We start from the raw sequence: 24,962 nt of genomic DNA, 5'->3' as shown, positions 1-24,962 counted from the left end.
TGAAAAGTGGTTCTCATTCACCGATCCGGAGATAGGTGAGCACCGCCATCACCCGGCGATGGTCGCCCTGGGACGGAGCGAGCCCGAGCTTGGCGAAGATGTTGCCGATGTGCTTCTCCACGGCACCTTCACTGATCACCAGGCGCGCACAGATCGCGGTGTTCGTCCTGCCCTCGGCCATCAACCCGAGCACCTCACGCTCCCGAGGGGTCAGCGAGGCGAGCGGGTCGCGGCGCGCGGCGAACAGCTGTGCGACGACCTGTGGGTCCAGCACGGTGCCGCCGGCGGCGACCCTGCGCAGCGCGTCGGTGAGCTCGTCGACGTCGGCGACCCGGTCCTTGAGCAGGTACCCGACACCCCCGGCGCGGTCGGCCAGCAGGTCTCCGGCGTAGGTCACCTCGACGTACTGCGACAGCATGAGCATCTTCGCGCCGGGCTGGCGCCGCCGGACCTCCACCGCGGCGCGCAGCCCTTCGTCGGTGTGCGTCGGCGGCATCCGGATGTCGACCACGGACACGTCCGGCCGGTGCTCGCCGACCGCCGCGATCAGGCCCGGCCCGTCCGCGACGGCGGCGACGACCTGGCAGTCCGCCTCCTCCAGCAGCCGGATCAGACCCTCCCGCAGCAGCACCGAGTCCTCAGCGAGCACCACCCGCATCAGCTGCGCGCCCGATCCGGGACGACCGGCAGCCGAGCGGCCAGCACGGTCGGGCCCCCTGGCGGGCTGTGGACCTGCAGGCCGCCGTCCAGGGCGTGGACCCGGTCGATCAGCCCGGCCAGCCCGTGCCCCTTGGCGGGATGCGCCCCGCCGGTGCCGTTGTCGGTGACCGTCACGCTCAGTACCCCGTTGTCCTCGACGACGTGCACGGTCGCCTCGGTGGCCGCGCTGTGTTTGGCGACGTTCGTCAGCGCCTCGGCCACCACGAAGTAGGCGCCGTTCTCGGTCGCGGAGCTCAGGCCGGCCTCGACCCGCTCGGTCCGCAGCGCGACCGGCACCGGGCAGCGCGCGGCCAGCGCCGCGAGCGCGGCGGGCAGCCCCCGGTCGGCGAGCACCGGCGGCGCGATCCCCCGCGACAGCGCGCGGAGCTCTTCCAGGGTCTCCCTGGTCTGGTCGATCGCCCCGCTGATCAGTGGTCCCGCCGAGGTCGGGTCGGAGTGCAGCCTGCGCTGCGCCGTGCCCAGGTCCATCGCCAGCCGCACGAGCCGCTGCTGCGGGCCGTCATGGAGGTCGCGCTCCAGCCGGCGCAGCGCGTTGGCCTCCGCCGATGCGGCGGCCGCGCGGCTCTCGGTCAGCGCGGACACCCGCTCCGCGAGGACGGCCGCGCGCTGCCGGGTCAGCAGACCCCGGCCGAACGAGGCCACCACGACCGCGAGGAGCCGCAGCACGAACGGCAGGGTGAGCGCCGCGAGCAGACCGACACCGAAGTTCACCGTGATCCGAGCGGTCGCCGAATGCCCGAACCCCATCAGGTCGGCGAGGCTATGGTTGTCCGGCCCGTAGGGCAGCGCCCAGTCGTAGAGCGGGTACGCGAGCCCGACCACCGTCGTCGCCCACCAGGCCAGCGCGATCGGGAACGCCACGAGGTTCGGGATGGGCGCCAGGAACGCGTACAGCAGGTCCAGCCACCGTCGGCCGTCGGACAGCACGTTCCAGACCCGGCCACGCAGCCGTGTGCCTTCCGGTGACCGCCGATAGGCCGGTTCCGGGACGTCGATCCCGGTCACCACCCGGATCCGGGTCCGTTCCAGCGTCGCGAATCCCTGCGCGACGAACAGCACCAGCAACAGCAGCAGGAAGCCGACACCGATCACCACGGTGCCGAGGCCCGCCGAGAACAGCGGCATGATCAGCGCGAAGCCGACGACCGCGATGATCCATCCGGTGAGCACGTAGGCGGAGTCGCTCGCCACGGTGGCCAGGCGGCCTCGGGCGGGGCGCCGCGCGGTGGCGAGCGTGGCTTCGGCGCCGGGCGCGACCGACGATGCGGGCATGGTGTTCATGGTGCCCGACGCTATGAGCAGCGCCAGCTCTTTCCCATCCGGTGCGCCCGCCGGTCCCCGGTGGGGCTAGCCCCACCCCGTGCTCTACAGGCGGGCCAGCACCAGGTCAGCGGCGTACTCCAGGCCTCGGAGCGACTCGGTCGTCGCGGCCGGGTGCTGCGCGTGCAGCGCGACCCGGAACAGCAGTGCGCGGAGCAGTGCCTGCGGCCACGCGTCCAGGTGTGACCACTCGCCGACCAGCTCGGGTGGCGCTCCGCCCCAGGCCAGCGCGTCGACCACGATGACGGCGGCGGCCCATTCGACCGGACGCCAGAAGGGCAGCAGGTCGAACACGATCGGCGCGGCGTTGCCGTCGAACAGCACGGTGCCGAACAGGTCGCCGTGCACGACCTGCGACGCCAGCCGCAGCTTCGTCCGGTAGCTGGCCAGCTCGTTGAACAGCAGCCCACCGGTCGCCGGGTCCAGTGTGATGGTCCGTTCGCCCCACGCCGCGGCGTCCGCTCGGGACACGAGGTCGTCCCGGTCGTCGAGCAGCCTCGGCCTGCGGACCGACGCGGTCGCGGCGTGCAACCGCAGCGACGCCGCCACCATCTCGCTGTAGCGGGGTTCCTCCTGGCCACCGAGGTACTGGCAGGCCGAGAAGCCCGACACGACCCACCGGCCGTCGGAGCTGCGCAGCGGCCGCGCCACCCGCAGCCCGTCCGGTGCCAGCGTGTCGAGCACCCGCGCCGACCAGGAGGCGAGCGCGTTGTCGGTCACCGGTCTGATGAGCACGTCCCCGCAGTGCCACGCGGGCATGCCGGCGATGCGCACCGGCACCGCCGGGATGTCGCGCACGCCGAACGCGTTGTGCACATGCGTTGGCAATCCGTCACGATCGGAACCCGACTCGGTGACGTCGAAGCCGTATTCAGCAAGGTGATCTGCCACAGTGCTCACAGTCAGCCACGGTACCGGCGAAAATGCCACTTCAGCGGCACGCCACGCAAAAGCCTGATCACTCGAAGGAGTGGGCAGGTGACGGACGCTCCCTACTCGCCGTGCCGACGTATTTTGCCCGAAGTGCCCACGCCTCGGCCCGTCGGTCGCTACGTTCCCGCCATGTCGACGCCGCACCCGGAGCAGAACGCACCCGATCAGGTCCACCCGTACGCGCAGCCTGCCCACCCTCAGCAGACCTACCCACATCAGCCGTACCCGCACCCCGTCCAGCCGGCCGCGCCCTCGGGCTGGAACTCGTCGACCGTGCACGACCCGCTGATGCCGTCGGACTTCTCCGGCTGGTTCCAGCGCAGTATCGCCATCGTCAGGCAGCACTTCACCCAGCTCGCGATCGTGCAGTTCCTGCCGGTGATCGCCAACGCCGTCTACCTGGTCATGCTCGGCAACCTGGCCGTCGATCAGTTCACCGGGGCGATGGCCGTCGCACAGGCCAATGCCGCGGCCGCTCGGTCCGGTGCGTTCGACCCCGCAGCCGTGCAGCCGGGAGCCGACCAGCTGGCGACGCTCAGCCCCGGCTTTCTCGTGACCTACGCGGCGATCTTCCTGTTCGGCGTGGCGGCGGCGGCCGTGTCCTACTGTGTGATCATCCGCAACGCATCGGGCCGGCGAACCTCCGCCGTGGATGCGCTGCCCGTGGCCATGAAGCGCTATCCGCCGCTGCTCGGCTGGACACTTCTCGGCGTGGTCCTGACCTACCTCGGCATGATTCTGCTGATCGCTCCGGGCGTCTACCTGCTGGTCGCGCTCCTGGTCCCGCTCGCCGGTGTCGTCGTGGTCGAACGCGCGGGGATCGGCCGGTGTTTCGTGCTGACCCGGGGCCGGTTCTGGGCGACCGCGGGCCGGGTCGCCATCATGATGCTGGTCGTGTGGGGGTACGGCGTGGTGGTCGCGTTGATCGCGGGGCTGATCGGTGTGGGTCTCGGCATGACGGTCGGGGTGACCGTCGCGGTCACGGCCGGAGCGATCATCGCCTCGCTCCTGTCGCTGCCGGCATTCGTGTACATCGCCGCGACCATGGTGGTCACCTACGCGGAACTACGGGCCCACGACACCCCGGGCGTGACCACGTCGACACTGGCAGCGGAGCTCGCCCGCTGACACCTTGCACACGCTCGTGTCGCGTCGCACATGTCCGAACGTCTGCGAAGCAACACCGAGATGTGCGAAGTCCGGCGCCGAGGGAGACGGCGCCGGACCTCGACGTGTTCGCTCAGTAGGTGGGCAGCGAGGGGTCGACCTGCTTGACCCAGGCCAGGACCCCGCCGCCGACGTGCACGGCGTCCTTGAAGCCCGCCTTGTGCAGCGAGGCCAGCGCCTCCGCGGAGCGCGCACCCGACTTGCAGTGCAGCACCACCGGCCTGTCCTGCGGAATCTCCGACAGCGCCTCACCGGACAGGATGCGGTCCTTCGGGATCAGCACCGCACCGGGGATGTTCACGATCTCGTACTCGTTCTGCTCCCGGACGTCGATCAGCGCGAAGTCCTTGCCCGCGTCGATCATCTCCTTGAGCTCCGCGGCGGTGATGGTGTTGCCGGCGGCGGCGTTCTGCGCGTCCTCGGTCACCGCGCCGCAGAAGGCCTCGTAGTCGATCAGCTCGGTGATCGGCTGCGTCGCCGGGTCCTTGCGGACCTTGATCGTGCGGTAGCTCATCTCCAGTGCGTCGTAGACCATCAGCCTGCCCAGCAGCGGCTCACCGATGCCGGTGATCAGCTTGATCGCCTCGTTCACCATGATCGAGCCGATGGACGCGCACAGCACACCCAGCACGCCGCCTTCGGCGCAGGACGGCACCATGCCGGGGGGCGGCGGCTCGGGGTAGAGGTCGCGGTAGTTCAGGCCGAGCCCGTTGGGCGCGTCCTCCCAGAACACCGAGGCCTGGCCCTCGAAGCGGAAGATCGAGCCCCACACGTACGGCTTGCCCAGCAGCACGGCGGCGTCGTTGACCAGGTAGCGAGTGGCGAAGTTGTCGGTGCCGTCCAGGATCAGGTCGTAGTCCCGGAAGATGTCCAGCACGTTCGACGAGTCGAGGTGGACCTGGTGCAGCCGCACCTCGACGAGCGGGTTGACCTCCTTGATGGAGTCCCGCGCCGACTCGGCCTTCGGACGGCCGACGTCGGACTGACCGTGGATGATCTGGCGCTGCAGGTTCGACGTGTCGACCTCGTCGAACTCCACGATGCCCAACGTGCCCACCCCGGCGGCGGCCAGGTACAGCAGCGCGGGCGAACCGAGACCACCGGCACCGACGACGAGGACCTTCGCGTTCTTCAGCCGTTTCTGACCGGCCATCCCGACGTCCGGGATGATCAGGTGGCGGCTGTAGCGCTCGACCTCTTCCTTGGACAGCTCTGCGGCCGGCTCAACGAGCGGCGGTAGTGACATCGGGGTCTCGCTCTCCTTCGGATCTACAACGTCCTACGGGCTGTAACGCCCGAACCGGTACCAATCTTCCCACGCACCGCCGTACCCCGTGGGAGCTTGTTCACCAGCGTCCGGACTCGACCGCCTGCCACATACCGAGAACGGCGCGCGCCACCGGGACCGGCCGTTCGATCTGCGGAACGTGCCCGACCTCGGGCAACGCCAGCAGCCGGCCGTTCGGCAGCGTCGCCGTGGTCCGGCGGGCCAGGCGGGGAGAGACCAGCTTGTCCCGGCCACCCCAGACGACGAGCGCGGGCGTGTTCACCTTCGCGGCGAGCGACCACAGGTTCGGCCCGGCGAACCACACGCGCACCATGGCCTTGGTGGTGAGCCACAGCGCGTCGCCGACCCACGGCACCCGCATGCGCGCGTCGCCCTCGGCGATCGCCTCCTCGATGCGGTGCTCCTTCACCGAGCCGGGATCACCCCAGCACAGCTGCAGCATCTGCTCGACGCGCTGCCTCGGCGTCATCTCAGCGAGCTGCCGGGCGATCCGGGCGCGCAGGAACGGGATCGCGGCCAGCGCCATCCTCGGATCGGACATCCGCCGGGGGTCGGGCCGCCGGTCCGGCATGGCGGGCGCGAGCAGCGCGAGGCTGCGCACCAGCTCGGGGCGCCGCGCCGCGACCATCAACGCCACCATCCCGCCGAGGGAGTTGCCCAGCAGGTGCACCGGCCGGTCCAGACCCTCGAGGAAGCTCAGTACCGCCTCAGCCTGCGCGAGCGGACCGTAGACGGCGGTGGCCGGCGGCTGCGAGTGACCGAAACCCGGAAGGTCCAGCGCCATACCCGGCGCGTGCGGCGCCAGCTGCGCCGCGAGGTCGGTCCAGTTGGTCGCCGAGCCGGACAGCCCGTGCAGGTACACGGCGGGCGTCTCACCAGCGGGACCAGGGGTTTCCCTGACGTGCATGGTGATACCGCCGGCGGCGATCTCACGCCCCGGCCACGGCCGCTGGTGCAGATCGAGCTCGGGGAGCTGATCGGCGTCGGCCAACGGGGCAACGCGAGCCGGCACCGACTGTCCGGGTGCGGCGGTTCGCGAAGTACCGAGGAGAGTGGGGAGCGCCATCCCTCTAGCATGCGGGAGACGCGCCACGTTCGCCACACTTTGCGTACACCGTCTCATAGTCGGTCGTCCATGTACTGGACACCTGATTCATCGAATGCTCCGAGGGTGACCGGCGATAACCGAACTCGCCGGTAGGCTGAGCGGGATGACCGAGACCGCGCACCCGCCCGTTCCCACGGAGGCCGTACCTTCCGCGCCACGCGGCACCCGACTGTCCCGGGACGCGCGGCGCACCCAGCTGCTCGGCGCAGCGCGGGATGTGTTCGCCGCGCAGGGCTACCACGCCGCCGCGATGGACGACATCGCCGAGCGGGCCGGGGTCAGCAAGCCGGTGCTCTACCAGCACTTTCCCAGCAAGCTGGAGCTCTACCAGGCGCTGCTGACCACCTACGCGGCCGAGCTGGTCGGACGCCTGCGCGGTGCGATCGAGGAGTTCACCGACAACGAGCAGCGGGTGCGCGCCGCGGTCTCCGCGTACTTCGACTTCGTCACCGGCGACGGCGAGTCCTACCGGCTGGTGTTCGAGTCCGACCTGCGCAGCGAGCCCGAGGCGGCCGAGATCCTGGACAAGGCCCTCACCGAGTGCATCGACCTGGTCGCGGGTGTGGTCACGCAGGACGCGGGCCTCGACGCCGACCGGGCACGCCTGCTGGCGGTGGGTCTGGTGGGTCTGAGCCAGGTCACGGCCCGCTACTGGCTGGACTCGGGCCACTCGGTCCCCAAGGAGGAGGCGGTCGAGCTCATGTACCGCCTGGCCTGGCGAGGCCTCTCCCACTTCCCCATGATCCACGACTGACCCACCCCGTGGGTGGCGAGTGGTTCTACCGCGAAGCGGCGCCGAAGGCGTAGCACCACTCGCCACTCACGACACGCTTTTCGTCGTGAGTGGCGAGTGGTGCTATAGGACCACTCGCCACTCACGAGGTAGTAGACCGGACCACCCACTCCCACCACCGGTCGAACACCAGCTCCGCCAGCTGCGCATACGCCTCGGCCCCGGGATGCACCCCGTCGCCCTCAGCCAGCTGAGACATCCACACCGGGTCCCCCGCCAGTGAATGAACCGTCTCCACGTAAGGAACTCCACGCCGCAGACACACGGCGGCGAACTGCGCACTCAACGCACCGATGCTCGCGTTCTCCGACTCGTCGAGCACGGCGGTGGGCCCGACCATCAACGTGGGTAAGCCCCACCCGGCGAGCCCCTCCAGCACGTCGGTCAACGACGACATCGACGCCTCGGCGGGCAGACCCTGATGGATGTCGTTGATCCCGAAGGACAGCACGACCCGGTTGTCGGCCCCCTCGGCGACCCGCAGCCCGATCTCGGATCGCCATCTGGCCGCCACATCGACCGAGGTGTCCCGCCGGATCCCGAGGTTGTACGCGGTGAGCGGCAGCCCCTTGGTCCCGGCGCGGGCCGAGACGCGCCCCACCCACCCCAGGTGCTCTGGATCGCCCACCCCGGCTATCAGCGAGTCTCCGATGAAACTGATCCTGATGTCGCGAGCCATCGGCACAGGATGCCGTCAGCGGGCCGCCTCGACCAATCCTGAGATCCGCGAGCTGACCGCGTGCACCCGCTCCAGCGGGACCATGTGCCCCGCACCAGGGAACTCGGTCAGCCGGGCCTTCGTCGCGGCGGCCACGATCCGCCGGGACTGACCGGGCGGGGTCAGCTTGTCGCGGGTGCCCACCAGCACCTCGGTCGGGATGGTCTCGAACGCGGCGAGCGCGGCGTCCCGTTCGTGCGCGTCGAGCGTCGGCCGGAAGCCGACCATCGTCGCCGGTCGGCACGCCGCAACGCACCGCGCGGTGGTCATCGTGGCGCCCCGGTCGGCGTACGGACCGACCAGCAGCGCCCGCATCCCGGGCGCCAGCAGCCACGGACGGCGGCTCAGCGCGGCACGCCTGTCCACCCACGCGGCCTTCGCCAGCCGAGCCTCGCCCTTGCGGATCAGGCCCAGCATCCGTACCGAGAGCCCGAGCGTGGTGTCCGCGAGGCCACCCGCCGCTGTCGACACCAGCGCGACCCCGGCGACCCGTGAGGCCACCAGCTCGGGGTGTCGCTCGGCGAGCGCCATGATCGTCATGCCGCCCATCGAGTGCCCCCCGAGCACCAGCGGACCGCTCGGCGCGAGCTCACCGATGACCTCGGCGAGGTCGTCGGCCAGCGCCTCGATCGTCATGTCCTCGCGGGGGACCATGTCGCTGCGGCCGTGCGCCCGGTGGTCGTACCGGATGACCTTGGCCGCCGGGCCGTTCGGCGAGGTCAGCGTCCGGGCGACCGGCTCCCAGCTGCGGGAGTCGAGGGTCCAGCCGTGCGCGAGCACCACCGTGGACGGCGCATCGGCCGGTCCGTCCACGGTGGCGTGCAGGGTGACGCCGGTGCTCGTCCGCACGGCGTGGTTGCTGCCCATCAGACCAGGAACGCCTTCCGGAACAGGACCTCGCTCATCCCGCCGAGCACACCCTGCTCGCGCAGGAACGGCACGAGCTTGCGCGCGGTCCAGCGGAACGTCTCCTGGTGGTGCGGGTTCGCGCGGGCGACCTTGCGCGCTTCCTTCGGGTCGAGACCGACACTGCGGTAGACGTCCGGGTGGATCAGGTTGGTGGCGATCTGGTGCGCGGACAGCGCGGTCAGCCACCGGGCGATCACCCGCTGCGCGAAGTTGGCCTTCGGCATGATGCGGGACAGCTCCTCACGCGCGTACCGCACGTGCCGGGCCTCCTCGGTGACGTGGATCTTGCTGACCATCCGGGTGAGCGGCTGGACGTTCTCGTCCTTCATCCCCTCACGCTGCAGCTGGTCGGTGATCTCCTCGGCGACCAGGGTGCCGGCGAACATCGCGGGACCGTAGGCGACGGTCTTGAACAGCCGCCCGGCCTGCTGGGTGAGCCAGCTCGGCCGGTAGTCCGGCACGCCGTAGCGCTCGGTCATCTTGGCGAACATGATCGAGTGCCGACACTCGTCGGCGATCTCGGTGAGCGCGTACTGGATGTGCTGGCTGCGCGGGTCGCGGTCGTAGGAGTACCGCAGCAGCATCTGCATCAGGATGATCTCGAACCACAGCCCGACCCGCGCGATGCTGCACACCTCGTGGATCGACAGCGTGACCTTCTGCTCCTCGGTCAGCTGGTCCCACAGCTCGGTGCCGTAGATCGACACCCGGTGCGCCGGCATCCCGTAGGCGCCGTCGGCGAGCGGGGCGTCCCAGTCGATGTCCAGGCTCGGCTCGTAAGAGTGCTCCAGCGAGCTGCGGAGCAGCCGCTGCGCGGTGGCCTCACGGTCAGGGGTCTTGCTCTTGGTGGCGTTCTTGGTGGCTGTCCGAAGCGTCTCGGTGCTCATCGGCGTAGCTCCTCTCGGCTTGACGTTACCGCCGGTAACTGTTACCAAGGGTAACGTGAATGAAGGACCTGTCAAGCCCAAGGGCTCACGTGGCCGCTCCGCCCGGTGGGCCGAGCACCGCGTGCAGCGACGCGAAGAGCTGATCGAGGCCGCGATGGACGCCATCCGCGAGCACGGCGCCGGTGTGTCCATCGCGACGATCGCGGCGCAGGCCGGTGTCACGAAGCCGGTGCTGTACCGGCACTTCACCGACCGCGCCGACCTTCAGCGCGCGGTCAGCGACAAGGCCGCGCAGCTGCTGCTGAGCAAGCTGCTGCCCCAGCTGGGTGTGGAGCGCGCGCCGACGGAGCGGATCCGATCGATCGTGGAGGCCTTCCTCGCCGGAGCCGAGGAGGAGCCGGAACTGTGGCGGTTCGTCGTGCACAACCCGGGCGGGGAGGCTGCCAGCGACGTCGTCGCGCACAACATCTCGCTGGTCGCGGGCCTGCTGACCGCGACACTCGTCGACGAGCTGCGCGCCAGGAACATGGACGCGGGCGGCGCCGAGGCGTGGGCCTACGGGCTGGCCGGAATGGTCTACACGGCAGGCGACTGGTGGTTGCAGCGGCGCACGATGAGCCGGGCGGCGCTGACCGACTACCTCACGAGCTTGATCTGGGGCGGCCTCGTCGGCGTTCTCGGCGAGCGACCGGCGGACAAGCCGGAATCGGATGAGCCACCGCTGCGACTGGTGGCAGGCGAGGATCAGAAGGGATGACCATGGACCACGACACGGATCATGACGAGGACTACGCCGGACCCGCGACGATCACCATCGACGGGAACGACGTCCCGGTCCAGGTGCGGCTGATCGCGGTGCACCAGCCGGTGGACGGCAAGCTGCACTGGTCCGGCCGGATCGAGGCGGACAAGGCCCTGCACTCGCTGCTGAACGGGACGAACGCGGATGTGCGGGTGGCGACCCCGGGCGGCGAGGCCGACGGCAAGGTCGGCGATCCGGACCCGTGGGGGCGCTACCGCGTCAGCGGCACCGGCCAGCCACCGTTCGAGCTGGAACCGGTACCGCTGGACGACGATCTGTGAATCAGCTACCCACGGCGAAGCCGACACGACGCGTGTCGGCCGGGCCGATCTCCACGTAGGAGACCTTCGCCGACGGCAGAACGAAACGCCTGCCCTTCTCGTCCACCAGGCTCAGCAGCCCGGTGGGGTTCTTCAGCGCGTCACTCACCAGCGCCTCGACCTCGTCCGGCGACTGCGCGCTGGACACCACGAGCTCGCGCGGGCTTTCCGCGACGCCGATCTTGACCTCCACGCCGAACCTCCAGGTCGTCACACGTCTACTACTCCGCTCGCCAGGCTAGTCGAGCGGAGCCCGGCGGGTGGGAGCGGACCCGCAAGGTTCGCCCAGAGCACAACCTCAGCCATCGGTTCGCGGGTTCTCGGGGTGTCCCCGCTGGCTTCACGGGTTCTCGGGGTGTCCCCGCTGGCTTCACGGGTTCTCGGGGTGTCCCCGCTGGCCGTCAAGTGTCTTGGTGTGGTCGGGCGGCCTCAACCCCCGGCTTCGCCGGCCTCGCACTCGTTCCTGGTGCACGCGTTCAGGGGCGAGGTTCCAGGGTTGACCCCGCCCGACCACACCAAGTGCAGGCCAGGATCGCGGGGATGGGGGAAGACTGCACGCTCACAGGGCCACGGCTGCGCCGCGCCCCACCTGCTGCAGCGCGCCCCGGGAGGGGGCTGGGTGACTTCGCAGAGGCTCGTGTTGTGTCGCAGATGTTGCAACATCTGCGACACAACACGAGCCTCTGCGAGGTGCGCCAGAAGGCCTGCGACGTGCGCCCGCTCCGCTCCGTCCGCTCCGCGAGTCTCCCCGCAGGGGGTTCAGTGCGAAGCACTGCAAAAAACGCAACGGGCGAAGCAGAACGCAACCAGACAAGCGCGCGTCAAGCGAGGGCAGCGAAGCCCGAAGCGAAGCGAGAGGCGTAGCCGCCCAAGTTTCCGGTTGCGGGCCCCCGGAGCGAAGCGGAGCGGGGTCCCGACCGGAAACTTTCGACGCGCGGAGGCCAGCCGGAAATCAAGCCAGCCCCAGAGCCCCCATCCGGCGGTTGTGCTGCAGCTGGAGCTTCTTGAACAGCACCGCGATGCCGCTCATGTCGCCGAATCCTCTGACGAACAGTTCGGCGAGCTCGTCGCGGTCGGCCACGACGTACTGCGCCTGGGTGATCGCCTCGCCGAGCAACCGGCGTCCCCACAGCGCGAGCCGGTCGCGCACCTGGCGGTTCTGTTCGATCGCGGCGGCGACCTCGCGTTCGGCGAAGGCGCCGTGCCCGGTGTCGGCTAGGACCTTGCGCACGAGCGAACCGGTCGGTTCGGGTAGCCAGCCGGCCACGGCCGAGTAGAAGTCCGCGGCCAGACCGTCACCGAGATAGACCTTGACCAGCGATTCCAGCCAGTCGTGCGGCGCGGTCGAGCGGTGGTAGCCGTCGAGCGCGGTGACGAACGGCGCCATCGCGGTCTCCGCCGCCACGCCGAGTGTGCGCAGATGTTCCTCGAGCAGGCGGTAGTGGCCGATCTCGGCGCCCGCCATCTTCGCCAGCGCGGCGCGGGTCACCAGTGTCGGCGCCGTCCGGGCGTCCTCGGCGAGCCGGTCGAACGCGGACAGTTCGCCGTAGGCCAGCGCGCCGAGCAGGTCGGCGAGCGCGGCATCGCTGGGCTGCCAGACCTCGCCGGAGGAATCGGAGGGAGAGTCCGTCGAATTGGCCGTCATGCCCTGGTCCGCCACGAAAGAGACCTTAGGCCACCACGCGAGCGGAGCGTCACTGTCCCAAACCGATTGACACACGCTATGATGTGGGCCAACGCGGCGCTGACACTCGGCGCGCGTAACGGCGGAAGCTCGAAATTCCGACTCAGGGCCGCCATACAGGGCCCTTGAGCTCCGGACAGTCCGGGCCCGCGACGACATGTGCGCGTGCAGCGCCTCGCCGTCTCTCCCGCCCGGCCCGCACTGGAAGTTCTAGCAGTTGTGCGGCGGCGGTCGACGAGATAGCCCGGGTTCCGCGCGCCGGAGAGAGGCGATTGCCCTGACCGACAAGACCACGACAGACGAGCCCATCGAGCATAATTCCATCAGCGCCGCGGCCGACGCGGCAGAGGGGTTGGCGGACGCCGAGCCGTTGCAGGCGACCGCCCCGGTGAAGCCGGACGCCCCCACGTTCGCCGAGCTGGGCGTGCGCCCGGAGATCGTCCGAGCGTTGAACGAAGTCGGCATCGAACGTACCTTCGCCATCCAGGAACTGACCCTGCCGCTGGCGCTCGCCGGCGAGGACGTCATCGGACAGGCCCGCACCGGTACCGGCAAGACCCTCGGCTTCGGCGTCCCGCTGCTGCAGCGGCTGAACCCGTCGACGGGTGACCGTGACGTGCCGCAGGCGCTGGTTGTCGTCCCGACGCGCGAGCTGTGTGTGCAGGTCGCCCGCGACCTCGCCGACGCCGGCCGCCACCTCGGCGCCCGGATCACCGCGATCTACGGCGGCCGTCCGTACGAGCCGCAGGTCGCCGAGCTGCAGCGCGGTGTGGACATCGTGGTCGGTACCCCCGGCCGCCTGCTGGACCTCGCCGAGCAGCGTCACCTCGTGCTCGGCCGGATCGGGGCCCTCGTGCTGGACGAGGCCGACGAGATGCTGGACCTCGGGTTCCTCCCCGACGTCGAGCGCATCCTGCGGATGCTGCCCGAACAGCGTCAGACGATGTTGTTCTCGGCGACCATGCCGGGCCCGATCATCACGCTGTCCCGCACGTTCCTGACCCAGCCGACGCACATCCGCGCCGAGGAGTCGGACGCGAGCGCGATCCACGAGCGCACCCGGCAGCTGGTCTACCGGGCGCACGCGCTGGACAAGGTCGAGCTGCTCGCCAAGGCGCTGCAGGCCTCCGACCGCGGCCTCACGATGATCTTCACGCGGACCAAGCGCACCGCGCAGCGGGTCGCCGACGATCTGGAGGAGCGCGGCTTCGCGGTCGCCGCCGTCCACGGCGACCTCGGGCAGGGTGCCCGTGAGCAGGCGCTGCGCGCGTTCCGCTCGGAGAAGGTCGACGTGCTGGTCGCCACCGACGTGGCCGCCAGGGGCATCGACGTCACCGGCGTCACGCACGTGGTCAACTACCAGTGCCCCGACGACTCCAAGACCTACATCCACCGGATCGGCCGCACCGGTCGGGCCGGGCGTGAGGGCGTCGCGGTCACACTGGTCGACTGGGACGAGTGCCCGCGCTGGAAGCTCATCAGCGACGAGCTGTCCCTCGGTATCGACGAGCCGGTGGAGACCTACTCGACGTCCGAGCACCTGTTCGCCGAGCTGGGCATCCCGACCGACGCGACCGGGCGGCTGCCCCGTTCGCAGCGCACCAGGGAGGGTCTCGACGCGGAACGCATCGAGGACGACGGTCCTCGGGGCAGGCGCGGTTCGCGCGATCGCAGCCGTGGCCGGGGCGCCAAGCGCACCTCGGGTCGCCACGACGGTGACAGCGCGGTCGACCGTAGCCAGCGGTCCGAGTCGAGCGCCAACAGCGACGAGACACCCCGCAAGCCGCGCCCGCCGCGTCAGCGCAGGCGTCGTCGCGCCGGCGTGACGATCGCGGGCGAGGACTCCGCCGAGACCACCGTGTCCAGCGGTGAGGGCAGCGAGGTCGTCGAGAACGTTCAGGGAGCCGAGAACGACGTCCCGGAGCTGGCCACCGCCGGCCGCACCAGGCGTCCGCGCCGTCGCCGTCGCGGCGGCGGGTCGTCCGAGTCGGCTCCCGACGCGGCAGCCAGCTGACCCGAAAGGAACTGTTGCGCAGTGCTCCGTGCGGAGCGCCGCCGCCGGGGTGACCTGGTGGCGGCCGCCGTGCTGGTGGCGGTGGTGTTGCTCGGCGCGGGTCTGATCGCGCTGCTCGCCCCTGTCTCACACACGACGTCGATCACCGCTGTTCCGCCGCTCCAGGCGCCCGCCGATCCGCCGGCGGTGCCCGCCGCGCTCACCGAGGCGTGGCGGGCACCCAGCGCGGCGACGAGCGGCCCGGTCGCGGTCGGTCCCGCCGTGGTGACCGGTGACGGGGAGTCGGTGATCGGCCGGGACCCGCTGACCGGTGCCGAGCGCTGGAGCTACCGGCGGGATCTGCCGCTGTGCACGGTCGGGTCGGCGTGGAACATGGCCTTGGCCGTGTTTCGCAACGGTGAGTACTGCAGCGAGGTCACCGCGCTGCAGCCGGACACCGGCGCCAGGGGTCCGCAGCGCAACTCCGACGTCCGGCCGGACACCCGGTTGCTCGACGACGGCTATCTGGTCACCGCGACCGGGTCGGACCACCTGGAGACGTGGCGCTCCGACCTGGTCAAGACCCAGGAGTACGGCGCGCTGCGTGCCGATCTCCAGCCGGACACCCAGCCGAGGCCCCAATGCCGTCACACCTCCGTCGCGGTCACGAGTGGCCGGGTCGCGGTCGTCGAGCGATGCCCGAAGGAGCCCGGCGACCGGCTCACCGTGCTGCACCCGGACGGTGACGAGTCCGAGAAGCCGGTCCAGGAGTTCAGTACCGTCCTGCAGTCGGCCGGCACCCGCGTGGTCGCCGTGACCAGCAGCGACTCCGGCGCCCGCGAGGCGATCCTGATGCCGAACCCGCCCCGGCTCAGCATTCGGGGAGCGGGCGGAGCCGAGACCGCCGTCTACCCGTTGGCCCTGCCGCCCGAGGACCTGGCCGGCGACCCGCCCGGCGAGGTCGTCCCGACGTTCTCCGTTCCCGGCGCGGTGCTGTGGTGGACCGGTTCGAGCACGATCGCCCTGGACTCGACCGACCTGCATCCCCTGTGGACCCTGCCCGGCGCGCTGGGCCCCGGCACGGTCATGGCGGGCACGCCGCTCATCCCGGTCCCGAACGCGCAGCTGGTCGTGAACCCGGCCACCGGCGCGGTCGTGCGCGCCATCCCGGTCGACCGGGGCGCCTACCAGGGTCCGGTGAGTACAGCCGCGCTGGGCCCGATCCTCCTTGAGCAACGCGGCCCCACGCTGGTGGCCCTGCACTAGACCCGTCTAGGGGTGGGTCAGCTCCACCAGAACACGATGACCACCACGGCCGTCACGGCGAGCACGCCCACAGCGGCGGCCGCTCCGACGCCGTCACCGCGCCGGTCGGCGACCCGCTGCAGCACCACCGCGGCGCACACGGCGGCGACGTGCCCACCGAGCATCAGCCCACCGGGCCCTCGGGTGCCGGCGGCGACGCCTGCCACCCAGGAACCGATCAGCACGACCAGCAGCACGGCCAGGCCGGCGGTGAGTGCCCCGGCGAGCCCGCGCAGCAGGACCCTCGGGGTCACGGGGTGAGGAGCGCCCACGGCTGCTTCTCCGGTGCGGCGTCCCGCCCCTCGGCACAGCTTCGGCGGAAGTCGCAGTAGGAACAACGACCGGAAGGGACCGGGGGGAACAGCTGTTCCGGGTCTCCCCCGGCGGCCAGCGTGTCGGTGGCGAGAGCCGCGTCGTCCGCGGCCTCCTCCATGCGCGTCAGATGCCGTTGCAGCGAGGCCTCACTGTGCTCCCAGGCGGCGATCTCCCCGGTCGGCAGGTGGTGCAGCTCGACCCGGCGGCACGGGCGGCGCAGGGTGCGTCTGGCGGCCAACGCGTACAGCGCGAGCGCCTGGGAGGAACGCGCGTCGTCGACGCTCAACGCGTGCCTGCCGGTCTTGTAGTCGATGATCACCAGCTCGCCGTCGCGCTCGTCGATCCGGTCGACCCGCCCTTCGGCGACGATCCGCCCGGTCGGCGTGGAGACCCAGCGCTCCAGCCCCACCGGGTCATCACTCACGTCGGTGTGCGTCACGTAGTCGGACACCCAGCCTCGCGCCCGCTCCCGGTGCAGCGCCATCTGCTCGTCGTCCCGGAAACCCTCGCCCGACCAGTGCTTGTCGACCAGCCGCGCGGCCTGCTCCGGGGTACGCGACGCGGGCGGCAGGTCGAACAGCGCGCGCAACGCGTTGTGCACGACCGCACCGAGCGTGCTGTGCGCCCACGCTCCACCCCGAGGTGGAGCGGGCCGATCGAGATAGGTCATCCGATACCGGCGCGGGCAGTCCATCCAGGTGGACAGCCGCGACGGAGTGACCTTGAACAGCCTGCGAGGCATCCCCTCGAGGCTCAACTGCCCATCCACTCCACCAACGGTAGCCCCCACCCCCGACAACCCCAGGACGGCACCCGCCCCGACACCGTGCACCCCACCGCCACACCGCGCGCCCAGCCGCCACACAGCGCAGCTCGCTGCCACACCGCGCACCTTGCGTCCACACCGCGCGGTGTGCACATGGCGCGGTGTGGACGCAAGGTGCGCGGTGTGCGTCCAGTTGTCCACATCGGGCGGAACTGGGCGTCCCCTGAGGCGGGTTGTCCACAGGTGCGGCCGCGATGGGCTCGGGCCTCGGCCCGACGAGCCAGGCTGTCCTGGTGACCGATCATCTGTACTCGATGAGCGCACTACGCGCGAACGGCTACTCCTACTACGACGTTCGCCGCCTGCTCGGGGCCAGTGAGCTGTCGCCGGTTCGGCGGGGTACCTACTTCGGCGGTGTGCTTCCCGACAGCCCCGATGCCCGCCACCGGCTGGTGGTGCGGAGCGCGATGCGGGAGCTGGGCCCTGGCGCGGTCGTCAGTCACGTCTCAGCCGCGGTGCTGCACGGACTGGCGACCTGGACGGTCCCGCTCGATCGGGTGCACGTCACCAAGGACCGGCGCGAGCACGGCAGGAGGTCTCGCTCACTGCACCTGCACACGGCACGTCTCGACGGGCCAGACGTCATGCTGGTCAATGGAGTGCCGACCACCTCGGTTGCGAGGACGGTGATCGACCTGGCACGGACCGTGTCGTTCGAGCAGGCCGTCGTCATCGCTGACTCGGCGTTGGCGACCGGCCGCGTCGGCCACGAGGAACTGACCGATCTGCTGGGGCACCTGGTACGACGGCAAGGGCTCCCCCAGGCGCGGCGCGTCGCGGGTTTCGCCGACGGCGGCGCAGAGAGTGTGGGCGAGTCACTCAGCCGGATCAAGATCGCTCTCGCTGGTCTGCCGCGCCCAGAGCTGCAGCGGGAGATCCGCGATCGTCACGGCCGGCTCGTCGGCCGCACCGACTTCATGTGGCCGGAGGACGGAATCATCGGTGAGTTCGATGGCCGGACAAAATACGGCAGGCTGCTCCGTCCGGGCCAGTCGGCGGGCGACGCGGTCTTCGAAGAGAAGCGACGGGAGGATGCGATCAGAGCGGAGTCGTGGGAGGTGGTGCGCTGGACCTGGACAGACCTGGACAACTTCGCCGAGATCGCCGCCGGCTGGCACCGCGCCCGGGCCCGGGCCCGTCGCCGCCCATGACACCGCGCACCTTGCGTCCACACCGCGCGGTGTGCACATGGCGCGGTGTGGACGCAAGGTGCGCGGTGTGGGCCCGTGCACCGCGCTAGCTCAGCCCAGGACGGGAGTTGCGGTTGCCTTCGCAACCAAGCGGTCGAACATGTCGGGGGCCGTCGTCTCCGCCGCGATCGGCGTCGTCTTGTTCGTGCCGTGGTAGTCGCTGGAGCCCGTCGTCACCAGGTTCAGGTCGGCGGCCAGGGCCCGCAGGGCGGCCCGGTCCTCAGGCGCGTGGTCGGGGTGGTCGACCTCGACCCCGGCGAGGCCCTCGACGGCGAGGTCGATGATGACCGACGGCTCGACGATCCGGCCCCGGCGCCGGGCGAACGGATGCGCGAACACGCACACACCGCCCGCCGAGGCGATCATCTCCAGCGCCACACTGACCGGGGTGTCCGCACGGGGGATGTAGTAGCGGCTGGAGTTGTTCAGCAGCTTGGCGAACGCCTCGTTCACGCTGTCCACCACACCCTGCTCGACGAGCGCCCTCGCCAGGTGCGGACGACCGGCCGGCAGCTCCGGCGGCAGCCCGGCCATGAAGGTCTCCGGGTCGACCGGGTACCCGTCGGCGGCCATCCGGCCGACCATCGTCGTCAACCGCTCACGCCGTTCGCCGCGCAACCGCGTCTGCTCGGTGAGCAGCGCGGGATGCTCCGGGTCGAACAGGTACGCGAGAATGTGCACCGACACCCTGCCGCCACGCCCGTCCGGACTCTCACAGGACAGCTCGGCACCCCGGACCAGCCGCAGCCCGTCCGGGCGTGCCTCGGCCGCTTCGACCCAGCCCGCGGTCGTGTCGTGATCGGTGAGCGCGACGACGTCGAGGCCTGCCTCGGCCGCGACACGCATCAGCTCAGCAGGTTCGTCCGTGCCGTCGGATCTGTCCGAATGAGTGTGCAGGTCGATTCGCAAGTAGCCGATTATCCCCGGCGACGCGGCTTCGCCAGCAGGTGGGACCTGGTCCGCTTCTTGTCACCGAAGATGAGCTCGGCGAGCGCCTCGTAGATCTCCTCCGGCTGCGGCATGTAGTCGATCCGGTTGAGCGCCTGAATCTGACCGGCCGACTCGATGATCATCGTGCCGTAGCCGATCATCCGGCCGGTCATCGTGCGTTCGAAGGTGAGGTCGGTGACCTTGCCGAGCGGCATCATGCCGATGTTGTGCGTCAGGATGCCCTTCGACAGCATCACTCGCTTGTCGGTGATCACGATCCGCTCGACCCACCACTCGGCGATGAAGATCGTCAGACGTAGTACGGCGACGAGGCCGCCGTACCAGGTGAGGTTGTCGAGGATCAGACTCGGCGGCAGGTAGGTGTCCAGCGCGACCAGGACAAAGAGCACCAGCGCGGTCTGGGTCATGTGATTGAGCATCACCGACCAGTGCTGGCGCACCCTGATGACCCGACGCTCGGTCGGCAGAATGTACTCGTCGATTTCCCTGGGTGCGAGCATGGTGGACGCTCAGTCCGCCCGGCCTAGAGAACGCTGGTGATGAAGGTCGTGACCGAGTTGCCGGCTTCACGCAGGTTTCCGAGCACCCCGTTCACCGAGCTACCGGCCTGCGCCGGCTTCGAGATGATCCAGAACAACACGAAGATGACCACAACAAAGCCCACGAGCTTCTTGAGATTCACCGTGAACCACCATCCGATAGTGCGACGCCCGCCCAGCCCTGTCGGATCTTGTTCTACAGCACGCAAGGCATGGTTGTGAATCCGACAGGCGGGCATACGCCAATAGAGTTAACAGGAGTCCATTGTGACAGACAGTAGCCGACTTGTCGCCTGCGTGGGCGCGATAGTGCACGATCGTGAGGGTCGGCTGTTGTTGATCAAGCGCGGACAGGAACCCGGCAAGGGCCGCTGGTCGTTTCCGGGCGGCCGGGTCGAGCAGGGTGAGACTGATCACCAGGCGGTTCGCCGTGAGGTGGCCGAAGAGACCGGCCTGCGGGTTCGACCGGTCGAGCTGCTCGCGCGGGTCCGCAGACCCGCGCCGAACGGCGACGTGTTCGACATCGCCGAGTACCGGTGCGAGCTAGACGGCCCCTCGGCTCTGACCGCCGCGACCGACGCCGAGGAAGCCCGGTGGGTGACCGCCAACGACTACGCGGCGTTGCCGATGGTCGAGGGTCTGACCGAGCTGCTGGCCGAATGGCGCCTGCTGCCCCGCGCGGATCCGTCGCCGGATTGTTCGCGATCGCGACCGCGCGGGGCGACCCCGGACTAGCTGACCGGGGTGGGACGGCCCGGCTGCTCGCCGCCGCGCGCCTCGCCGTACGAACGCTTCGGCACCATCACCTTGCGCCGGTACACGCACACCAGCACACCGTCCTGGTTGTGGCCCCGGGTCTCCACGTACACGATGCCCCGGTCGTTCTTCGACTTCGACTCGGTCTTGTCCAGCACCTCGGACTCGCCGTAGATCGTGTCACCGTGGAACGTCGGCTTGACGTGCTTGAGCGACTCGACCTCGAGGTTCGCGATCGCCTTACCCGACACGTCCGGCACCGACATGCCGAGCAGCAGCGAGTAGATGTAGTTGCCGACCACAACGTTCTTGCCGAACTCGGTGGTCTCCGCCGCGAAATGCGCGTCCAGGTGCAGCGGGTGATGGTTCATGGTCAGCAGGCAGAACAGGTGGTCGTCGTACTCGGTGACCGTCTTGCCCGGCCAGTGCTTGTAGATCGCGCCGACCTCGAACTCTTCAAAGTAACGCCCGAACTGCACGTCACACGCCTCCTTGCGTCTGGGTTGCTTCTGGGTTCAGCGTCTGGGTTCAACTTCTGGGGGTACCCTATGCAGTCGGTAGCGGACATCGACGCCGATGCAGGCGAGATCACTGTGCGGGAGGTGGGGCCATGGACTCCGTACCTGGTTGTAGTAGTAGCCGTGGCCTCGTCGCAGGGTCCGGCTGAATCGGACGCATCGCGCGGGGACCACGGCGCCCATCGCCCCCTGACCCTTGAAGTGTCAGTACCCCGAGCGTCGGCTCCGGGTCTCTGACCTGGAGGTTGCCGTGCCGAACTTGTCCTCCATCCGCGTGCCGCGTTCTCGTATGCGCCTCACCGGACGGGCCACCACCACAGTCCCCCGTGCGATCCCGGTCCCGTTGTCGGCCTATGTCGTCGACTGCGCGGTCTACGTCCAGGGCCGCCGCCTTCCGGGTCGCTGGAGCCACGAACGTGCGGTGCAGGAGGTTCGCGGCCGCGACGACGCGTTCGTCTGGATCGGTCTGCACGAACCGGATGATGAACAGATCACCGGCATCGCGGAAACTTTCGGGTTGCACGAGCTGGCCGTCGAGGACGCCGTGCACGCGCACAACCGGCCGAAGCTCGAGCGCTACGACGACATGCTGTTCGCCGTGCTCAAAACGGTCTGTTACGTCGGCCACGCGGAACCGACGACAGCGGCCGAGCTGGTGGAGACCGGCGAGGTGATGGCCTTCGTCGGGCACGACTTCGTGGTCACGGTCCGGCACGGCAACCACTCCGGGCTGCACGAGGTACGGCGTGCGCTGGAGGAGGACGAGGAGCAGCTCGCGCTCGGCCCGGCCTCGGTGCTGCACGCGATCGCCGACCACGTGGTGGACAGCTATCTGGAGGTCACCGACGCGATCGAGCGGGACATCGACCTGATGGAGGGCGAGGTCTTCGAGCCGCGCTCGAAGGTCGACTCCGAGCAGATTTACGTCATGAAGCGCGAGGTGCTGGAGCTGCGTCGTGCGGTCATGCCGCTCGGCCCGCCGCTGCGGCGCCTCGCGGAGGGCTACAGCTCGCTGATCCCGCACGACGTGCGCTCCTACTTCCGGGACGTCGACGATCACCTGACCAGCGTCGCGGAGCGGGTCACCGGGTTCGACGAGCTGCTCACCACGCTCGTCGACGCGGTGCTGGCGAAGATCACGCTGCGGCAGAACGACGACATGCGCAAGATCACCTCGTGGGCGGCGATCATCTCGGTGCCGACCATGATCGCCGGCATCTACGGCATGAACTTCGACAACATGCCCGAGCTGCACTGGCACTACGGCTACTACGGGGTGTGGCTGGTGGTCGGCACCGTCTGCACCTTCCTCTACCGGACCTTCCGCCGGAACAAGTGGCTCTGACCGCCCGGTTCAATCCGTTACGCCTGCTACGCACACCCGCGTGGCCGGACCAGGCTCCGACGTGGGCGGACGCGAAGCCCGCCGTGATCGACGCCGCGCTGCGTCGCGCCGAGGCACGGCCGTCGGGCAACTGGTTCGTTCTGGGGGCCAGCAGCGAGCTGCGACCGGGCCGGGCGCTGGGGCGCGGCGTCGCGGGCATCGAGCTGGTCGTGTGGCGCGACAGCGAGGGCGCTCCGCACGTGGGACCAGGGGCGTGCCCGCACCTGGGGGCGCCGCTCTGTGACGCCGCGGTCACCGAGGGGCGGCTGCTGTGCCGCTGGCACGGACTGTCGCTGGACGGGGCGGGACGGCCCGGCTGGCGGCCGTGGCCCGCCCATGACGACGGTGTGCTGATCTGGGTGCGGCTCGACGAGATCGGCGGACAGGACTCGTTGCCGGCGCCCGTGCTGACCACGCGGCCGCCCGCCGAGAGCAGCGTGAGTGCCGTGATGACGATGATCGGGCGCTGCGAGCCCGCCGATGTGGTGGCCAACCGCCTCGACCCGTGGCACGGCTCCTGGTTCCATCCGTACTCGTTCGCCAACCTGCGGGTCGTGTCCGCTCCCGGGCTCGACTGCGCGGACGCCGAGGACCGGTTCGTGGTCCAGGTCGCCTACCGGGTGGGCGGTCCGCTGGGGGTGCCGGTGACCGCCGAGTTCAGCTGCCCCGAGCCGCGCACCGTGGTGATGACGATCGTCGACGGTGACGGTGCGGGCAGCGTCGTGGAGACGCATGCGACCCCGCTGGGCCCCGGGCGCGACGGCATCCACCGCACCGCGGTCGTCGAGGCCACGGTCGCGCACTCCGACCGCCCCGGCTTCACGGTGGCCCGGGCCCTCGCGCCGGCCCTACGCCCGCTGATGCGCCGGGCAGCCGCCCGCCTGTGGCGCGACGACCTGGCCTACGCGGAACGCCGCTACACCCAACGCACCAGCCGCCCCTCGTGAGTGGCAAGGGTGCCTACCGCGAAGCGGCGCCGAAGGCGTAGGCGCTCGGAGCACTCACGACAGCTTTTCCGTCGTGAGTGCTCCGGGCGCCTATAGGCGCCCTTGCCACTCACGAGTCGACGGCGAAGCCGAGATGCCGTGAAGCCGGGCACGGGCTAAGCCGGGTACGACGGCCGTGGTCCCGACCGCGTGCACAGAGTTGCGCTGCCTCGGGGTGCCCTCGTGAGTGCTGAGGCCGCCTATAGCCGGTCTACGCACTCACGACGGTAAAGCTGTCGTGAGTGCGTAGAGCGGCTACGCTTCGCGCCGCTTCGGGGTAGACGGCCTCATCACTCACGAGGGCGGCGGGCCAGCCAGGTGTGGACTATGCCCTGCTGCCAGCCCGGCATCGTCTGGGTGCGCTGGTCGACGAACCCCGCCGCGCCGAGGCGACGTTCGAACTCCTCGGCCCCGTCGAAGCGCAGCACACTGCGCCACAGGTACCGGTACAGCGCGGCCGACCCGGTGACCAGCGAACCGGCCGGGATGATGATCCCCCAGCTGACCGCCGTCCAGATGAGCCTGGCGCGGATCGAGTCGGCCACCGAGTAGTCGTGCACGGCCAGCGGCGCGCCGGGCCGGAGCAGCTCGTGGATCGCGCCGAGACCGGCGTCCCGCCCGGGCAGGTTCCGCACCAGGTACGCCGCGAACACGGCGTCGTACTGGCCACGTACCTTCGCCGGCTCGGCCACTTCGAGCTTCGTGGTCAGCCGTCCTTCGACGAACCGCACCGAGCTCGGCCACGACTTCGCCCGCGCCACCGCGAGCATGCCGGCGGACGCGTCGACCGCGACGATCTTCGCCTTCGGCGCGACCGACAGCAGCGCGGCCGTCGACGCACCGGTTCCGCAGCCGAGGTCGAGCAGCCGCAGCCCCTCGCCCTCGTTCGCCAGGCCCATCCGCCGCGCGGACATGCGCAGGTGCTCGTGGTAGCCCGGGTTGCTCCCGACCAGCCGGTCGTAACCCTTGGCCACCGCGTCGAACGCCTCCGGCACGGTCGCCGAGGTCACTCTCGGCGCCCCTGCCGGAGGCGACGCTCCCCCCTCAGCGTCCGCCACGTCAGGTCGAACCCGACCCCAACGCGAGCTTCGCCAGCATTTCCTTGGCCCGTTCGGCGTTGCGTGCCTGGCTCAGCACGTCGTAGCGACCCGCGACGAGCTGGCTGGACGAGGTGAAGTCCCGTCCACCCTTCGTCGCCGCGTAGCCCAGCGCCGCGAACACCATGCTGAACAGCACACCACCGACGACACCGACGATGATCGCGCCGTAGTTGTTGTTGAAGTACGACAGCAGCAGCCCGACGAACAGACCCATCCAGATGCCGCTGAGCGCACCACTGCCGAGCACCCGTCCCCAGGTCAGCCGCCCGGTGACCCGCTCGACCAGCATGAGGTCGACCCCGACGATCGTCACGTCGGCGACCGGGAACTCGTTGTCGGCCAGGTAGTCGACCGCTTGCTGGGCCTCGGCGTAGGTGGCGAACGAACCCACCGGCCACCCCGTGGGCGGGGTCGGCATGTTGGGTAGGCCGGGGGTCGTGCGACCCCCGG

The 24,962-nt window shown here is 70.1% G+C and carries 28 protein-coding genes; 10 read left to right on the top strand and 18 right to left on the bottom strand.

Translation table 11 applies throughout. The features are described 5' to 3' along the window. Positions 1 to 13: 13 nt before the first annotated feature. From G406_RS0131145 to G406_RS56220, 3 genes are all read right to left on the bottom strand, one after another. Complete coding sequence (locus tag G406_RS0131145) at positions 14 to 658, bottom strand: response regulator (RefSeq protein WP_028936833.1); 645 nt, start codon at positions 656 to 658, stop codon at positions 14 to 16. Beyond that, the gene (locus tag G406_RS0131140) at positions 658 to 2,001 is read right to left on the bottom strand and encodes a sensor histidine kinase (protein ID WP_211241326.1); all 1,344 of its coding nucleotides are present in this window, start codon (positions 1,999 to 2,001) and stop codon (positions 658 to 660) included. Before G406_RS0131140 ends, G406_RS0131145 begins: the two co-directional genes overlap by 1 nt. Positions 2,002 to 2,085: 84 nt before the next feature. After that, entirely contained in the window at positions 2,086 to 2,940 is an 855-nt protein-coding gene (locus G406_RS56220) for a TIGR02569 family protein (protein WP_245607276.1), read from the bottom strand. Between the two features lie 162 nt (positions 2,941 to 3,102). On the opposite strand from G406_RS56220, the gene G406_RS0131130 reads away from it, so the two are divergent. Beyond that, positions 3,103 to 4,101: a hypothetical protein gene (locus tag G406_RS0131130; protein ID WP_028936830.1), complete on the top strand. Its 999-nt coding sequence runs from the start codon at positions 3,103 to 3,105 to the stop codon at positions 4,099 to 4,101. A gap of 112 nt (positions 4,102 to 4,213) precedes the next feature. On the opposite strand, the gene moeZ is transcribed toward G406_RS0131130, so the two are convergent. Together moeZ and G406_RS0131120 are read right to left on the bottom strand one after the other, a co-directional pair. After that, positions 4,214 to 5,386: an adenylyltransferase/sulfurtransferase MoeZ gene (gene moeZ, locus G406_RS0131125; RefSeq protein ID WP_028936829.1), complete on the bottom strand. Its 1,173-nt coding sequence runs from the start codon at positions 5,384 to 5,386 to the stop codon at positions 4,214 to 4,216. A 100-nt stretch (positions 5,387 to 5,486) separates the two neighbouring features. Next, positions 5,487 to 6,440 carry an alpha/beta fold hydrolase gene (locus G406_RS0131120; protein ID WP_028936828.1) on the bottom strand — a complete coding sequence of 318 codons (954 nt, stop codon included), beginning with the start codon at positions 6,438 to 6,440 and terminating at the stop codon, positions 5,487 to 5,489. 199 nt (positions 6,441 to 6,639) lie between these two features. On the opposite strand from G406_RS0131120, the gene G406_RS0131115 reads away from it, so the two are divergent. Then, entirely contained in the window at positions 6,640 to 7,290 is a 651-nt protein-coding gene (locus G406_RS0131115; RefSeq protein WP_028936827.1) for a TetR/AcrR family transcriptional regulator, read from the top strand. Between the two features lie 121 nt (positions 7,291 to 7,411). On the opposite strand, the gene G406_RS0131110 is transcribed toward G406_RS0131115, so the two are convergent. The 3 genes from G406_RS0131110 to G406_RS50995 are packed head-to-tail and all read right to left on the bottom strand — an operon-like array spanning position 7,412 to position 9,843. Then, positions 7,412 to 8,008, bottom strand: coding sequence for a GDSL-type esterase/lipase family protein (locus G406_RS0131110; RefSeq protein WP_028936826.1), 597 nt, complete (start codon positions 8,006 to 8,008; stop codon positions 7,412 to 7,414). A gap of 15 nt (positions 8,009 to 8,023) precedes the next feature. After that, on the bottom strand, positions 8,024 to 8,914 hold the full coding sequence (locus G406_RS0131105; RefSeq protein ID WP_028936825.1) for an alpha/beta fold hydrolase: 891 nt from the start codon (positions 8,912 to 8,914) through the stop codon (positions 8,024 to 8,026). Next, positions 8,914 to 9,843 carry an AurF N-oxygenase family protein gene (locus G406_RS50995; protein ID WP_051342931.1) on the bottom strand — a complete coding sequence of 310 codons (930 nt, stop codon included), beginning with the start codon at positions 9,841 to 9,843 and terminating at the stop codon, positions 8,914 to 8,916. The genes G406_RS0131105 and G406_RS50995 overlap by 1 nt, the downstream gene beginning before the upstream one ends. 55 nt (positions 9,844 to 9,898) lie before the next feature. Here G406_RS50995 and G406_RS50990 point away from each other — a divergent pair, with 55 nt between their 5' ends. Continuing rightward, the gene (locus G406_RS50990) at positions 9,899 to 10,600 is read left to right on the top strand and encodes a TetR/AcrR family transcriptional regulator (RefSeq protein ID WP_156935248.1); all 702 of its coding nucleotides are present in this window, start codon (positions 9,899 to 9,901) and stop codon (positions 10,598 to 10,600) included. Beyond that, a complete protein-coding gene (locus G406_RS0131090) occupies positions 10,597 to 10,926 on the top strand; it encodes a DUF4873 domain-containing protein (protein WP_245607275.1) in 330 nt (109 codons plus the stop codon). Before G406_RS50990 ends, G406_RS0131090 begins: the two co-directional genes overlap by 4 nt. 1 nt (position 10,927) lies before the next feature. Here the strand turns inward: G406_RS0131090 and G406_RS0131085 are convergent, their stop codons facing one another. Next, positions 10,928 to 11,158 (bottom strand): DUF3107 domain-containing protein, encoded by a 231-nt coding sequence (locus G406_RS0131085; RefSeq protein ID WP_028936823.1) that lies wholly within the window; start codon positions 11,156 to 11,158, stop codon positions 10,928 to 10,930. A 759-nt stretch (positions 11,159 to 11,917) separates the two neighbouring features. Then, a complete protein-coding gene (locus tag G406_RS0131080) occupies positions 11,918 to 12,610 on the bottom strand; it encodes a ferritin-like fold-containing protein (RefSeq protein WP_028936822.1) in 693 nt (230 codons plus the stop codon). Between the two features lie 361 nt (positions 12,611 to 12,971). Here G406_RS0131080 and G406_RS50985 point away from each other — a divergent pair, with 361 nt between their 5' ends. Both G406_RS50985 and G406_RS0131070 read left to right on the top strand, forming a co-directional pair. After that, on the top strand, positions 12,972 to 14,663 hold the full coding sequence (locus G406_RS50985) for a DEAD/DEAH box helicase (protein WP_425414651.1): 1,692 nt from the start codon (positions 12,972 to 12,974) through the stop codon (positions 14,661 to 14,663). Between the two features lie 21 nt (positions 14,664 to 14,684). After that, a complete protein-coding gene (locus G406_RS0131070) occupies positions 14,685 to 15,908 on the top strand; it encodes an Rv3212 family protein (protein WP_028936821.1) in 1,224 nt (407 codons plus the stop codon). Positions 15,909 to 15,925: 17 nt separating this feature from the next. Here G406_RS0131070 and G406_RS50980 read toward each other — a convergent pair whose 3' ends face one another. Then, positions 15,926 to 16,201, bottom strand: a complete 276-nt coding sequence (locus G406_RS50980) for a hypothetical protein (protein WP_051342929.1) — start codon at positions 16,199 to 16,201, stop codon at positions 15,926 to 15,928. Beyond that, positions 16,198 to 17,004, bottom strand: coding sequence for a RecB family exonuclease (locus tag G406_RS0131060; RefSeq protein WP_051342928.1), 807 nt, complete (start codon positions 17,002 to 17,004; stop codon positions 16,198 to 16,200). Before G406_RS0131060 ends, G406_RS50980 begins: the two co-directional genes overlap by 4 nt. A 317-nt stretch (positions 17,005 to 17,321) precedes the next feature. On the opposite strand from G406_RS0131060, the gene G406_RS0131055 reads away from it, so the two are divergent. Then, entirely contained in the window at positions 17,322 to 18,239 is a 918-nt protein-coding gene (locus tag G406_RS0131055; RefSeq protein WP_156935247.1) for a type IV toxin-antitoxin system AbiEi family antitoxin domain-containing protein, read from the top strand. A 90-nt stretch (positions 18,240 to 18,329) separates the two neighbouring features. Here the strand turns inward: G406_RS0131055 and G406_RS0131050 are convergent, their stop codons facing one another. Genes G406_RS0131050 through G406_RS57420 form a run of 3 tightly spaced genes read right to left on the bottom strand, consistent with a single transcriptional unit; the run spans position 18,330 to position 19,911 of the window. Next, positions 18,330 to 19,187, bottom strand: coding sequence for a PHP domain-containing protein (locus G406_RS0131050; protein ID WP_028936818.1), 858 nt, complete (start codon positions 19,185 to 19,187; stop codon positions 18,330 to 18,332). Positions 19,188 to 19,195: 8 nt separating this feature from the next. Further along, a complete protein-coding gene (locus tag G406_RS50975) occupies positions 19,196 to 19,729 on the bottom strand; it encodes a PH domain-containing protein (protein WP_037079415.1) in 534 nt (177 codons plus the stop codon). Between the two features lie 23 nt (positions 19,730 to 19,752). After that, entirely contained in the window at positions 19,753 to 19,911 is a 159-nt protein-coding gene (locus G406_RS57420) for a hypothetical protein (protein ID WP_156935246.1), read from the bottom strand. Between the two features lie 124 nt (positions 19,912 to 20,035). Between G406_RS57420 and G406_RS50970 the strand changes: the two genes are divergently transcribed. Next, positions 20,036 to 20,503, top strand: coding sequence for an NUDIX hydrolase (locus G406_RS50970; protein ID WP_051342926.1), 468 nt, complete (start codon positions 20,036 to 20,038; stop codon positions 20,501 to 20,503). Here the strand turns inward: G406_RS50970 and G406_RS0131030 are convergent. Continuing rightward, positions 20,500 to 21,003 (bottom strand): MaoC family dehydratase, encoded by a 504-nt coding sequence (locus G406_RS0131030; RefSeq protein WP_028936817.1) that lies wholly within the window; start codon positions 21,001 to 21,003, stop codon positions 20,500 to 20,502. The two genes, G406_RS50970 and G406_RS0131030, sit on opposite strands and share 4 nt — an antisense overlap. A gap of 328 nt (positions 21,004 to 21,331) precedes the next feature. Here G406_RS0131030 and G406_RS0131025 point away from each other — a divergent pair, with 328 nt between their 5' ends. Together G406_RS0131025 and G406_RS0131020 are read left to right on the top strand one after the other, a co-directional pair. Then, the gene (locus G406_RS0131025; RefSeq protein ID WP_037079412.1) at positions 21,332 to 22,387 is read left to right on the top strand and encodes a magnesium and cobalt transport protein CorA; all 1,056 of its coding nucleotides are present in this window, start codon (positions 21,332 to 21,334) and stop codon (positions 22,385 to 22,387) included. Then, positions 22,378 to 23,373 (top strand): Rieske (2Fe-2S) protein, encoded by a 996-nt coding sequence (locus tag G406_RS0131020; RefSeq protein WP_028936815.1) that lies wholly within the window; start codon positions 22,378 to 22,380, stop codon positions 23,371 to 23,373. The genes G406_RS0131025 and G406_RS0131020 overlap by 10 nt, the downstream gene beginning before the upstream one ends. A 329-nt stretch (positions 23,374 to 23,702) precedes the next feature. Here the strand turns inward: G406_RS0131020 and G406_RS0131015 are convergent, their stop codons facing one another. After that, on the bottom strand, positions 23,703 to 24,422 hold the full coding sequence (locus G406_RS0131015) for a class I SAM-dependent methyltransferase (RefSeq protein WP_028936814.1): 720 nt from the start codon (positions 24,420 to 24,422) through the stop codon (positions 23,703 to 23,705). 49 nt (positions 24,423 to 24,471) lie between these two features. Beyond that, a complete protein-coding gene (locus G406_RS0131010) occupies positions 24,472 to 24,930 on the bottom strand; it encodes a YflT domain-containing protein (protein ID WP_245607309.1) in 459 nt (152 codons plus the stop codon). Between the last annotated feature and the right edge of the window lie 32 nt (positions 24,931 to 24,962).

The organism is Actinospineispora spinosispora DSM 44797, from assembly GCF_000429025.1.
Taxonomy (GTDB): Bacteria; Actinomycetota; Actinomycetes; order Mycobacteriales; family Pseudonocardiaceae; genus Pseudonocardia; species Pseudonocardia spinosispora.
Note: the sequence above shows the minus strand (reverse complement) of the source record. Positions and strands in the feature narration are given on the sequence as shown.

Excerpts from the sequence above, each read along its gene's own strand:
- G406_RS0131145 (WP_028936833.1), bottom strand. The coding sequence starts at position 658 with ATGCGGGTGGTGCTCGCTGAGGACTCGGTGCTGCTGCGGGAGGGTCTG.
- G406_RS0131140 (WP_211241326.1), bottom strand. The coding sequence starts at position 2,001 with ATGAACACCATGCCCGCATCGTCGGTCGCGCCCGGCGCCGAAGCCACG.
- G406_RS0131130 (WP_028936830.1), top strand. The coding sequence starts at position 3,103 with ATGTCGACGCCGCACCCGGAGCAGAACGCACCCGATCAGGTCCACCCG.
- moeZ (WP_028936829.1), bottom strand. The coding sequence starts at position 5,386 with ATGTCACTACCGCCGCTCGTTGAGCCGGCCGCAGAGCTGTCCAAGGAA.
- G406_RS0131115 (WP_028936827.1), top strand. The coding sequence starts at position 6,640 with ATGACCGAGACCGCGCACCCGCCCGTTCCCACGGAGGCCGTACCTTCC.
- G406_RS0131110 (WP_028936826.1), bottom strand. The coding sequence starts at position 8,008 with ATGGCTCGCGACATCAGGATCAGTTTCATCGGAGACTCGCTGATAGCC.
- G406_RS0131105 (WP_028936825.1), bottom strand. The coding sequence starts at position 8,914 with ATGGGCAGCAACCACGCCGTGCGGACGAGCACCGGCGTCACCCTGCAC.
- G406_RS50995 (WP_051342931.1), bottom strand. The coding sequence starts at position 9,843 with ATGAGCACCGAGACGCTTCGGACAGCCACCAAGAACGCCACCAAGAGC.
- G406_RS0131090 (WP_245607275.1), top strand. The coding sequence starts at position 10,597 with ATGACCATGGACCACGACACGGATCATGACGAGGACTACGCCGGACCC.
- G406_RS0131080 (WP_028936822.1), bottom strand. The coding sequence starts at position 12,610 with ATGACGGCCAATTCGACGGACTCTCCCTCCGATTCCTCCGGCGAGGTC.
- G406_RS0131060 (WP_051342928.1), bottom strand. The coding sequence starts at position 17,004 with ATGCCTCGCAGGCTGTTCAAGGTCACTCCGTCGCGGCTGTCCACCTGG.
- G406_RS50975 (WP_037079415.1), bottom strand. The coding sequence starts at position 19,729 with ATGCTCGCACCCAGGGAAATCGACGAGTACATTCTGCCGACCGAGCGT.
- G406_RS0131025 (WP_037079412.1), top strand. The coding sequence starts at position 21,332 with ATGCGCCTCACCGGACGGGCCACCACCACAGTCCCCCGTGCGATCCCG.
- G406_RS0131010 (WP_245607309.1), bottom strand. The coding sequence starts at position 24,930 with ATGCCGACCCCGCCCACGGGGTGGCCGGTGGGTTCGTTCGCCACCTAC.